The 11696-nt window shown below is 48.6% G+C and carries 8 protein-coding genes; 4 read left to right on the forward strand and 4 right to left on the reverse strand.

The genetic code is table 11. The features are described 5' to 3' along the window. The first annotated feature begins 144 nt into the window (after positions 1–144). The 3 genes from B1728_RS18160 to B1728_RS18170 are packed head-to-tail and all read left to right on the forward strand — an operon-like array spanning position 145 to position 2720. Entirely contained in the window at positions 145–960 is an 816-nt protein-coding gene (locus tag B1728_RS18160; RefSeq protein WP_079911740.1) for a prolipoprotein diacylglyceryl transferase, read from the forward strand. Continuing rightward, positions 944–2374 carry a radical SAM protein gene (locus tag B1728_RS18165; RefSeq protein WP_079911742.1) on the forward strand — a complete coding sequence of 477 codons (1431 nt, stop codon included), beginning with the start codon at positions 944–946 and terminating at the stop codon, positions 2372–2374. Before B1728_RS18160 ends, B1728_RS18165 begins: the two co-directional genes overlap by 17 nt. Next, positions 2367–2720 carry a hypothetical protein gene (locus tag B1728_RS18170; RefSeq protein WP_079911743.1) on the forward strand — a complete coding sequence of 118 codons (354 nt, stop codon included), beginning with the start codon at positions 2367–2369 and terminating at the stop codon, positions 2718–2720. Before B1728_RS18165 ends, B1728_RS18170 begins: the two co-directional genes overlap by 8 nt. A 127-nt stretch (positions 2721–2847) precedes the next feature. On the opposite strand, the gene B1728_RS18175 is transcribed toward B1728_RS18170, so the two are convergent. The 3 genes from B1728_RS18175 to B1728_RS18185 all read right to left on the reverse strand — a co-directional run bounded on the left by B1728_RS18175 (position 2848) and on the right by B1728_RS18185 (position 7242). Next, positions 2848–4161, reverse strand: coding sequence for an ABC transporter substrate-binding protein (locus B1728_RS18175; RefSeq protein WP_079911745.1), 1314 nt, complete (start codon positions 4159–4161; stop codon positions 2848–2850). 32 nt (positions 4162–4193) lie between these two features. Further along, positions 4194–5522, reverse strand: coding sequence for an ABC transporter substrate-binding protein (locus B1728_RS18180; RefSeq protein WP_079911747.1), 1329 nt, complete (start codon positions 5520–5522; stop codon positions 4194–4196). A gap of 238 nt (positions 5523–5760) precedes the next feature. Then, a complete protein-coding gene (locus B1728_RS18185) occupies positions 5761–7242 on the reverse strand; it encodes a DUF5060 domain-containing protein (RefSeq protein ID WP_079911748.1) in 1482 nt (493 codons plus the stop codon). 516 nt (positions 7243–7758) lie between these two features. Here B1728_RS18185 and B1728_RS18190 point away from each other — a divergent pair. Beyond that, positions 7759–8796: a LacI family DNA-binding transcriptional regulator gene (locus B1728_RS18190; protein ID WP_306293536.1), complete on the forward strand. Its 1038-nt coding sequence runs from the start codon at positions 7759–7761 to the stop codon at positions 8794–8796. Positions 8797–8906: 110 nt separating this feature from the next. Here the strand turns inward: B1728_RS18190 and B1728_RS18195 are convergent, their stop codons facing one another. Next, positions 8907–11669 carry a glycoside hydrolase family 2 protein gene (locus B1728_RS18195; RefSeq protein WP_079911750.1) on the reverse strand — a complete coding sequence of 921 codons (2763 nt, stop codon included), beginning with the start codon at positions 11667–11669 and terminating at the stop codon, positions 8907–8909. Between the last annotated feature and the right edge of the window lie 27 nt (positions 11670–11696).

Consider the following 11696-nt stretch of genomic DNA (forward strand, 5'->3'; position numbering starts at 1 on the left):
GATATTCTGAAGATTAAGCAGATTTTCCCCTCAAAGTACAAGGATAATCACATAGATTAAGAGAATGTATAGAGAACCGATATCCAAAATATAGTTTATTTGGAATCCCCCCATCAATAAATAGCAACAAGATTGGAGAACGCTATGACTTTCCCTATTTGGATCAACCTTGGATTTATAAGGCTTCATCCCCATATCGTCTTTGAAGCATTGGCTTATTTTATTGGCTTTCGAGTGTACCTATTTACTCGCAGCAAGGACAAAATTCCGGCTGAACAGGGCATATGGGTCATCGTAGGAGCGATCTTAGGAGCAGCTATCGGCTCCAAGATACTGTATTGGCTGGAGGATCCTATTAAAACTATAGAAAATTGGAACAGCTACACCTATTTGATGGAAGGAAAGACGATTGTCGGAGGACTGTTAGGCGGGCTGATTGGTGTGGAGTGGGTTAAAAAGCGTGTCGGTATTACTCGGTCAACAGGGGATGATATGGCGCTGCCGCTTATATTGGGTATGGCGATCGGACGCATCGGCTGCTTTATGACAGGGCTGGACGACCATACCTATGGTACTCCTACGTCTTGGATTATAGGCGTCGATTTTGGTGATGGCATCCCTCGTCATCCTACTCAGCTCTATGAGATTGTCTTCTTAGTGCTGCTTGGCGGCTTTCTGCTTATTTGGAAACACCGGAAGAGAACGCACGAGATGTCAACGTCATCTGCCTTCAGGCCGATACCCGATGGAGCTATGTTTCAGCTGTTTATGACAGGATATTTAGCTTTTCGCTTGGTCATAGACTTCATCAAGCCGACGCCTCATCCTTTTATCGGGTTAAACAACATTCAATTAGCTTGTCTCGCAGGCTTGATCTATTACATCGTTTTATTGAACAAATGGCTTGGCAAATCACACAGCATACCTAAGGAGGATTACCGTAATGTCAACCAAGAATAGACCCTATATTTTCTATGAGCTTACTAACAGCATTTGCTCCCAGTGCCTGCGAAAGGTGGAGGCCAAGGTTATTATTGAGGATGATCAAGTATTCCTGCTCAAATATTGCGGGAAGCATGGCCGTGAGAAAGTCTTAATCGCCAATGATGCAGCCTATTACAAGAAGTGCCGCGAGTTTCTAAAGCCCGCAGAAATGCCCCAGCATTGGAACACACCGATCCGCTATGGCTGTCCTTATGATTGCGGGCTATGCCCCGACCACGAGCAGCACAGCTGCTTGACCTTGATCGAGGTCACGGACCGATGCAATCTCCAGTGTCCCATCTGCTATGCCGAGTCTTCACCGCAGCGGGAAACGTGGCGCTCTCTAGATCAGATCGAAAAGATGCTCGATGCGATCGTCCGAAACGAGGGTGAACCGGATATTGTGCAAATAAGCGGTGGGGAGCCTACCATCCATCCGCAATTTTTTGACATCCTCGATCTTGCCAAAAGCAAGCCGATCAAGCACATTATGGTTAACACCAACGGCATTAAAATTGCCCAAGACCGCGAATTTGCAAAAAAATTGGCAGCCTATATGCCAGGATTTGAAATATACTTACAGTTTGACAGCTTTCAGGAAGAAGCATTACGGGAGCTCCGCGGCGCGGATTTGCGGGATATTCGCCGCCGGGCCCTGGAGCATCTGAATGAATTCAACATTTCGACTACATTAGTCGTCACCCTAAAAAAAGGGTTGAATGACCATGAAATCGGGGACATCATTCAGTTCGGCTTGAAGCAGCCGGCCATACGTGGAGTTACCTTCCAGCCTATCCAGGCCGCAGGACGCTTGGAGGATTACGATCCGGCGAAGGACCGACTGACGCTCAGTGAGGTAAGGCAGCGTATTATTGAGCAATCCGGTGTGTTTCGTGCGGAGGATATGATCCCTGTCCCATGCCATCCCGATTGCCTGGCGATGGGTTACGCCCTGAAGCTCGGCGATGAAGTACTGCCGCTTACAGGTCTGATGGACCCGCAAATTTTGTTAGAAGGCGGTCGCAACACTATCGTTTTTGAACAGGATCAAACGCTCAAGTCAAAAATTTTCGAGCTATTCTCGACAGCCCATTCTCCTGCCTCATCAGCACTTTCGCTTAAAAATTTGTTGTGCTGTCTGCCCATGGTAGCCGTTCCGGAGAATATCAGCTACGATAACGTATTTCGCGTCATTATAATGCAATTCCTGGATCCTTACAATTTTGATGTTCGCTCCGTCAAAAAATCTTGCGTCCATATCGTGCACCCTGATGGAAGAATTATCCCGTTTGACACATACAATATGTTTTATCGGGGAGATCAGGAGCAGAAGCTGGCTGAGCTCCGTGCTGAATTCGACTTACAAGCAGGAGGTGTCATTCATGACTGAAGACGGAAACAAGGAACAGAATCATCTTCCATCTGAAGAAGGCACGTTATCCAATGATCAGGGACCTAGCGAACAAAGACCTCCTACCCAGCCGCCGCCGCAGAACCACACCTTGCAAGTGCTGAAGGGAATGGGGTTACTGCTGCTGCTTCATCTGTTATTGTTTCTTGTCCCCGTTGCAATTTTCTTTATAAGTGTCGCTCAGCTTGTATACCTGATTCCGGCGCTTATTCTTTTACGTAAAAATAAAGGCATTTTTCAAGGCCTGCTGATCGGCGCGGGAATTACCTTTCTGCTTAATGCCGCCTGTTTCGGTCTTCTGCTTGGCGGCAATTTTAGATTATAGCGAAGCTGAATAGACTGCAAACACAATGCGAGGGTGTCCCAAAGCCATGAATATGGTTTTGAGCACCCTTTTTTTCAAGAATATACAACTTTACTTCAGGACGTCCTCTTCATAATCTGCTTCCAATCTACTTCCGTTTCTCCTGCTCGATCGCTTTGTTGGCCTCTTCTTCGGCTGTCCGCAATGCGGTATTAAGATCGATTTTGCCGAGCGAGAGATCGACTTGCGGCTTAGTGTAGGCCTTCTCCACGGCACCGTCATACTTGCTTTTAGAGGATATCGGCGCCAGCTGATTGAAGAAGATCGCTTTCAAATTTTTGTCTTTGAACTCCGCACTTTGTCCAAGCGCATCCTGCACGGTCTTGCTCTTCAGAACCGGCAAAGCCGCTTTCTTCGCCGCCAGCGTCTGGTATTCTTCGGAGACCAAATATTTCAGCACCTCCATGGCTGCATCTTTATTAACGGTTTGATTGGTAATACTCATGAAGGTTGGATAAGCTTGGGAGCCCATCCCTGGAAGCTCTTTGAAGGTCGGCATTGAGACGATATCCCAATCCAGCGCGGCCATCTCCTTGGACAGAATGGATTGCAAATCCGACAAATAGACGAACATAGCCAGATTCTGATCCTTGAGAAAGTCATCCTTATACGGCAGCTTGTTATTCAGTGCGACAATCCGGTCTTTGTAGCCTTGATCCTGAGCGGGGATCGTATAGTATGCCTCGTACATCCTTTTCCACATATCGCTATTGATGGTAGCCTGCTCCGTTTTCGGATCGACGTAAGGCTGTGAAAACTGGTTCAACCGAAGCACATGCGTCGGGGACACCACGAGACCGATATATTGCTTGCCTCCGTCATTGCGTGTCATCTTACGTGCAAGATCATGCATTTCGTCCCATGTCATGCCATCCTTAGGAGACGGAATTCCAAATTTTTGAAATAACGTCTTGTTATAATAAGTCACCATTATGTTGTTAAAGACAGGTAATCCGTACAGCTTCCCGTCCGAAATCATTTTCGCCGCATCAATCAGTGTCGGTTCAAAGCTGCTCAGGTCCACGTTATGCTTCTTAACCAGGTCGGTCATATCGAATTGAAGTCCGATTTGGGTAAATTCGGGGAACACACCGATAGAGCCGTAATAAAAATCAATGCGTTTGCCCGCCGTGACCAGCTGCTGCAATCTATTATTCGTGTCAACAGGAATGTAGGTAATATCATAGTTCGGGAATTTTTTGCGGAGCGCATCGCCGAACCTTGCATCGAAGGCTTCAGTCGTATCCCCGCCTCCGGAATAAAAGAACAGCTCCGTTCGTTCCCCGCCGGGTGGTGAAGCGTCATTAGTCTGAGATGCACTAGGCTGACCCTTACTGCACGCGCTTAAGCCCGCTGCGGCTAACACACAAATGGACATGAATACAATACGATACCGCTTCATAGGAGTTCCTCCTCAAAGAACTGAATGTGCCTTCACTTCTTTTTCGCGCTTTCGATCCCCTTGTTGGCCTCTTCCTCTGCTGTTCGGAGAAGGGTATTCAGATCGATCTTCCCAAGGGAGAGATCGACGATCGACTTGGTGTAAGCCTTTTCAGTAATGCTATCGTAAGGGGTTTTGCTCATAATACTTGGAAAACGATCGTAGAACACCGCTTTATAATTTTTGCCCTGATACCTGCTTTCCCCATACAGGTCCTTGAATTGTTGCCCGTTCAAAACGGACATGACGCCTTTTTTGGCGTTATCCTTCTGAACCTCATCCGAGGTCAAATATTGAATAATTTGAAACGCTTCCTCCTTGTGCTTGCTGAAGTTCGGAATGGCAAAGTAGGTCGGGTAGCTCTGGGTGCCAACCCCTGGCAAATCCTTGAATGTCGGTGTCGCGACCATATCCCAGTTGACATTGGCAAATTCCGGTATGAGGGTCGGAAGGTTGGACAGCATTTCAAACATGGCTACGGTCCCGTCCTTAACGAAGTTATCCGTATAAGGCAGTTTGTTTCCTATAGCCTGGATCGCATCCCGGTAGCCCGAATCGGACGTCGGCTCGACAAAGACCGTTTGAAACAGCTGCTTCCATCGCTCATCCTTGTTGATGGTTGCAGTCCCGGTTGCCCGATCCACCAAGGGGAGGGAGAACGGATTCATCTTGATAATATGTGCCGGAGATACGGCTAGGCCGAAATACTGCTTGCCACCATCCTCCTTGTTCAGCTTGCGGGCAAGCGTCAGCACTTCGTCCCACGTCATCCCGTCCGTCGGATAGGGAACCGCAAATTTATCGAAAATATCCTTGTTATAATAGAGCACCATGCTGTTCGTATAGACGGGCAGGCCCCATATTTGGCCGCCCGCATTTTCTTTCATCGCTTCTATGGCAGTCGGTTCGAACCGGCTAACGTCCAGATTATATTTCTTGACCAGGTCACTCATATCGTACTGCAGTCCAATCTCCGGAACACTAGAGAAAAAACCGCCTATCGATTCGTAATATATGTCGATGTTTTGCCCGGCTACAATCTGGTTTTGAATCTTGAGCGCGTCATTGCCCCGGGGATTGATGAAACGGATCTTGTAATTAGGAAATTTTTTGCGGATGGCGTTTCCGAAATTTTCATTCCAGGATTCTTCCGAGTCTCCTGGCGCCGAATAGACCGTGATCTCAACCTGCTCGCTCTGGACCGGAGGCGCCGGCTTCGAATCCCCCTCTACCGGCTGGACTGCCTGCTGCTGACTGCAGCCGGCAATGAACGAAATGATGGCCGCCGCACCTGCGATGGTTCGCAATGCTTTTGATTTCATGGACACCGACACTCCTCTAATTGAGCAAGATTATCTTCGATTAGCTCAAGCAGCGGCTGCAAGCCGCCGTACAACCGCTGGACCGAACCTAAGCGAAATCCCTGATTCATCACCGAATGAACATGCTTTGCCCGTTTTCCGGATCCTATTGTTCAAAGAGCGCACCTGTGTTATCCAGATTCAACGAGCCGTTCCATCTATCATTAGCTGCCGTAGGGTCCTATACCGTCTCGCCTCTTCAGGTTACAAGACGGGCTCTCACGGCCAGATACGGCCTTCCCGGTAATTCGACACGGCTTATCCCGCTATATAGTCCTTCAAGGGTCTGAATCTCCATGCTCCATGTATCGATAATGTCAATTTGGAAGGAGGCATCCTCCGGCAGCGGCAGCTCGCGGTAGGCAGGACGGTGATTCCCGTAATATTGCAGATAGCAGACACCCGCGACGCCGATCGTAGGCACATCCCGGAATGATTCCAGCGGCGCTGTTTCAATTGGCAATTCGTTAAGTATCCTTTGGAGAAATGCGATTCGCGGTACACTTTCACCATGCAGCCGCCCCCCCTTGGACCACCAGATCACGTCTTCCGGATGCAGGAAGGTCTCGCCATGACCAACATAACCGCCTCGAGCAATGCCTTCCCAGAACCGTGCCGTCATGTCCTCCCCTGTAATGTTACCCCATCGCTGCGGCAAATTGCCCTCATAGCAGCACTCATCCACCACTACAGGCTTCCCATATCTGCTTCTCCACGCCGTGACCGGTGAGAGCTCCCAGTACTGCATGCTGACATGCGTTACCCACGGCTTGGTATGATCGTACAAAACAAGCTGAGACGGATCGTACATTTTGGTTCCGTTATGTATCGAACGCAGGTGCCCGTAAGGGTCCTTCTCTTGTATAAACTGGAAGAAGCAGTCCCAATCGTCCATCGTTTTGTTGGACATAAAATCAAACTCATTCGCCAATGACCACCAAACGTTGCGGAAAGCGGCCAATCGGTTGATCACGTAACGCAGATATAGCAAATCCGTATCGCGATCCATCCTGTCGAATCCCCAATGGCCTTTATCGTAAGGATGGAATAAGATCAAATCCGCTTCGATCCCTAATTGCTGCAGCTCAACCAACCGCTTTTCGAGACGGTGAAAATACTCCGGATTGAAGCGAGTCCATTGAAAGCCCTCCTCTCGTGAGCCTTCAAAAGGAAACCGCTCCGGTTCATTCGTATTAAAGCTGTACCGTTTGGGGAACAAGCACATCCTGATCTTGTTAAATGGCGAATCGGCCAAGCTTTGCAGGGTTTGCTCCTGAAGCATATCGCTCTGATGGGTCCAAGCATAGCAGGTCGTACCAATCGGCCGGTAAATGCTGCCGTCTTCATAGCCAAAACGGTCGGCATCCTTGACTCGAACCGGCCCATGGTTATCCGCCGATGGAGCCGTGCAAAGGAAATGCCCCGCTGCACCATCCAGCTCCGAGCAGCCGCTCTTCACGGTAAAGCTCCATTCCCCCTCCGCGTCGGGCATGAATCGGGCTTTATATGCCCCGTTCCCGTCATAAAATCCTTCAACAGTCACGGTGCGGGTTGTCGTCGTATGCTGAAACCGGGCTTGAAGCTGTACATCGACAAATGGATTGCCATCCTCAGGTCCGGATAAGGAAAGCTCAAACACTCCCCAGCGTTCGATCGTTTGCAATTGGTTTTCTGAAACCATAGATCTGTTCCCCCTTAAATGAATGAAGACTTATGCTTCGTCCTGTTCATTCCATCGTTGTAAGCGATTGCAAAATTGCCGATAATGTTCTATTATCGTACTTATGGCCTAGAATTTTACGTAACCAGCAGGCTGTCCACACCAAAATAACTAAATATATTTAGTTGTATATTGACGGCAACCTCCCGATTTAGAAGTGCTTATTACCCTTGAACCGTGGGGTTCAACCTACATCCATCCAACGCGCTTCTGTAGCTAAAAAGTTAAGACTTAACAGTAACTTTATCCAAATGATATCATCACGCCTAAACCGGGTCAACTATTTTTAGTAAAATTATTTATATCAAAATCAAAATTTGTATAAACATATTCACCTCCATTTGATAGCCGGCTAAGATCCCCACTCTAACAAACCGCAGGCGCACATATTGAATAATGATAGTAATCATTGTAAACTAATTCTAAACAAGTTTAGAAAAAGTGAAAAGACGTTCACAGAAGGAGCGACTGTATTTCGTGAAGATTAAGATGGAAGATATAGCCAAAATGGCGAATGTTTCAAAATCAGCTGTCTCGCTGGCCTTAAGCGGGAAGCCCGGAATAAGCGAGGAAACCCGCTCCAAAATATTAAGAATCGTGAAGGAAAGCGGATACCTGCCCCGTCCGATGATCAAGGCGGATCGCGTTTACGGCTTAACGAAGACACTCCGGTTCGTGGCTTGCACCAATTCCGGTATTGTTCTCGAGGAATATTATAAACAACCCTTTTTTATGGAGCTGATTCATCACATTGAAGAGCAATGCCGTTCTCGCGGCTACTCCCTGTTCTTCTCCTCCGTTCCTACCGATCAGTTCGAGGAAGTGATAGAGTCGATGGAAACGGAGCATGAATCCAACGGACTTATCCTGCTGGGGACCAACCTGACTTCCGACCAGATACGGACTATAGCCAAAAAGCAGCCCAATCTGGTTGTCCTGGACACCTGCTATGAAACGCTAAGCGTGAATTATATTGTTATGAATAACGTGATGGGCGCCTACCAAGCCGCAAGCCATCTCATAGAATTGGGTCATCGGACTATCGGGTATGTCGAGTCGAATACGCGCATGTATAATTTCGATTCGCGCAAACGCGGATTTTTCCAGGCATTAGAGGAAGAACGCATCAAGTGGAACGACCGGTATCTTTTTACCGTGTCCCCGACCGTTGTGAGCTCTCAGGAAGAGTTCAAACAGCAGCTGGCCAAGCTTAAGGGAGAGCTGCCGACCGCTCTTTTCTGCGAGTGCGATTATATTGCCATTAGTGTCATCAAGTCCTTGGTAGAGCTAGGAATCCGCGTTCCGGACGATATATCGGTCATCGGCTTTGATAATATCCGGGAATCGACCGTCATTACACCGGAGCTTACGACCGTGCATGTTGAAAAAGGGAAATTGGCCGAGCTCGCCGTCACCAAGCTGATCGATATGATCGAGTACGGCGACAATATTAAAATCAAGTCATTCATAGACACCCAGTTGATCATACGAAGCTCCTGCAGGGAACTTCATTGATTAGGTATATGCTGTGTAACGGAACGTTAATAAGAAAACCGACCCTTCTGTTGAGAAAGGTCGGTTTTTGCAATGGGTGGAAACTTTAGATCGAACTCCGAATCGAAAATTTATTTCCATATTATAACAATATCTGTAGGATACCGTCCCGAATTTCGGCCGTATAGCGCGAGTCCTCCTGCCTCCCCTTCAACACTGCCAGCAGGTACGGAGAACCTTAAGCTGAAGCTCCCTTTATCGAGGATACGGGCAACGAGCCTGCTTGGGATCCGCACCCGATGAAGATAACCGTAAGATCCGGCTTCTTCGAGCTTGCGGTCATTCGACTGATAGTGCCACGATAAGACTCCCCGGCTGTCCGCAGGATCATCCTCCAAATAGCAGGTACGAATCAACTCCCCATCAATGGAAACCTCGATGGAGGAGGGCGACTTATGCTCATCGGTCATAAAGTAGGAGTTGATATTCATACCCGGATCCATCTTCGCGCCATGCATATAAGAAATATCCTGCGGTTTCGCATGGACCAATTCTTTATCCTTACCGAGAACCGCTTTGGCTCCGGCCTCAAAAACCACCTCAAGATCCGTTACGGCAGAAGGGTTGACGCTCTCGGGCAGTACAATCTTATATTCAAAAAAGCCCGCTCCGCCGCCATTCACTTTATGCCCAGACAACGCCTTCCACTCGTAATCCCACTGAGCAGCTGAATAGGAAGCCGGACGAATGCTCATCCACTTCCCTTCGATGGCATACACCCCTTGCGCTTCTCCGCTCTGTACATCAAAGGTAACAAAATTACGCGTGATGGCGTTCCCATCCTTGGTTTGAAGTGTGACAGCAAGAACGGCTACCGCATCGGCCTCAGGCATAGCCAGCTGCAGCCTCGTTAACTGCCTTACCCCGTAACCGTTCCATTCAACCACCTCTTCCCCTGCACCGGCTATCACTTTCTCTTCAAAATTATGAAAGATCAGCTCCCATTTCAAATGCAGAGACTCTCCATGGTATCGTCGTGAGTAACTGGAAGCGAGAAGCGGCACTTCCACTGCTTCTCCTAGTCTTACCGTACGGCTTGGGGGAGCATCAATGACGATAAAATCAGGCGAATGCAAATCGCGCAAGCTCATCCCTGGGCAGAACGATTCATAGCCAAAGTCCTTTTCTTGGCGATCCATTCGGTAATAGCCGTTAAATTCGTTGATAACGTCATGAAACTCTGTAAAAATAAATCCGCATAATTTATCATGGCGTCGAAACTCGTTAATCATATAACGGTAATGCCAGGCTAGATCACTGTCGCCCGCACTGCCTTCTATTCCCCATACAGCCCCGCATTCGCTATTCATCAGCGGGGCGTCGCTCTGCACATTTCCACCGATATAATTGAACGAAGACCCCGGAAAGGTCTTATCGACGACATCCTGAACATGATTGCGGACAGTTTCATAACCGTTAAGATAGAAATGCCAGGTGTTCAGATCTGTCTCTACATGATCATAATTGCATGGAGAATTATCTTCGACAAGTCTCGTCGGATCCTCCGTCTTTGCCCATTGATATACGGAACGGACCCATTCCTGAGTTTCCGGAAGATACTTCCTTTCCCCTGTCTCCTGTTTTGTAAACAGCCCCCAGGTTTCGTTGAATACTACCCAGGATATAATCGACGGATGGTTGAAATCACGTTCGATAATCTCGCGTGCCTCCCTCTCGTACGCCGCTCTCGCCCTTTCATCCGGTTCCCCCCAGAAGCAGGGCATATCCTCCATAACCAGCACGCCCAGTTTATCGGCCCAGTACAGCTTCAGCGGCTCCTCCGGTTTGATATGAATGCGCACAAAATTCAGGCCCAGCCGCTTCAATCTCCATATTTCATCACGAATGTAATCTTCACTTGGGAAGGTGAAGAATCCGTCCGGGATGAAGGATTGATCCAACGTTCCATTCAGGAACACAGGCTCGCCATTCAATGTGATCCAGCGATATTCCCTCCCGTTGAACTTGGCTGCTCCTATCTCACGAATGCCGAAATAAGTGGAAATACGATCCTCTCCGATATCCGGCAGGTCATGCTCGAGGGTCAGCTCTCCTTCATACAAATAGGGGGAATCCGGACTCCACAGCTTTGGTGCGTCAACCTGGAACGAAGTGCGGAACGTGTTACTGCCATCCGTAAGCTCCAACCGCAGAACATGATTCACCGCTCCATTGCCAAAGTCAAATCGCAGCTTCGCGTGACCTGCCAGGCGGGCTTGAACGGTCCCGTCTACTTCAACAGTCCCGTCTATACGCGTCGAGAAGCGAGCCGCAGCAATATAATTATGCGGACGGGATTCCAGCCAGACCGTCTGCCATATTCCCCGAAGCTCGCCATAGCCTTGCTTGCCCCGAGTCTGGTAAGCCTCGTCTTCGTCTTGAACCCGAAGTATTATCCGATTATCCCCATCAGGCTTCCAGGCATCGGTAATGTCGAATTCAAAGCCGCCGTAGCCCCCCTTATGGGCTCCAATCTCAATCTGATTGACCCATAGCTGACAATGGTAATCAACGGCTCCGAAGCGGAGAAACACGCGCCCTTCCTTTTGCCGAGGCTTCCATCGGACCGTTGTGCCATACCAAGCGATGCCCTTCACATCTTCTCCGATGCCTGAGAGAGGACTCACCCAGGAGAAGGGGACTTGAATCTTCCTTGTGAATACAGGGCCATCAGCCAAATACCACGCTTCCGTCAAGCCCTGATCCTCGGTATCGAACATAAAATCCCAGCTGCCGTTCAAATTAAGCCAATCGTCACGCTGCCAGTCCGGTCTCGGATATTCTGGTCTCGCGATTGGATTTCGTACATTTTGTTCGGTTTCTAGAAAGGTCACAGCCTATCCCTGCTTTCTCTTTAAAAT

Origin of the sequence: Paenibacillus sp. 32352 (assembly GCF_002042965.1) — a bacterium.
Classification (GTDB): domain Bacteria; phylum Bacillota; class Bacilli; order Paenibacillales; family NBRC-103111; genus Paenibacillus_S; species Paenibacillus_S vulneris.

What these genes read in the sequence shown, in the direction of transcription:
- B1728_RS18165 (WP_079911742.1), top strand. Translation starts at nt 944, where the DNA reads ATGTCAACCAAGAATAGACCCTATATTTTCTATGAGCTTACTAACAGC.
- B1728_RS18175 (WP_079911745.1), bottom strand. Translation starts at nt 4,161, where the DNA reads ATGAAGCGGTATCGTATTGTATTCATGTCCATTTGTGTGTTAGCCGCA.
- B1728_RS18170 (WP_079911743.1), top strand. Translation starts at nt 2,367, where the DNA reads ATGACTGAAGACGGAAACAAGGAACAGAATCATCTTCCATCTGAAGAA.
- B1728_RS18185 (WP_079911748.1), bottom strand. Translation starts at nt 7,242, where the DNA reads ATGGTTTCAGAAAACCAATTGCAAACGATCGAACGCTGGGGAGTGTTT.
- B1728_RS18180 (WP_079911747.1), bottom strand. Translation starts at nt 5,522, where the DNA reads ATGAAATCAAAAGCATTGCGAACCATCGCAGGTGCGGCGGCCATCATT.
- B1728_RS18160 (WP_079911740.1), top strand. Translation starts at nt 145, where the DNA reads ATGACTTTCCCTATTTGGATCAACCTTGGATTTATAAGGCTTCATCCC.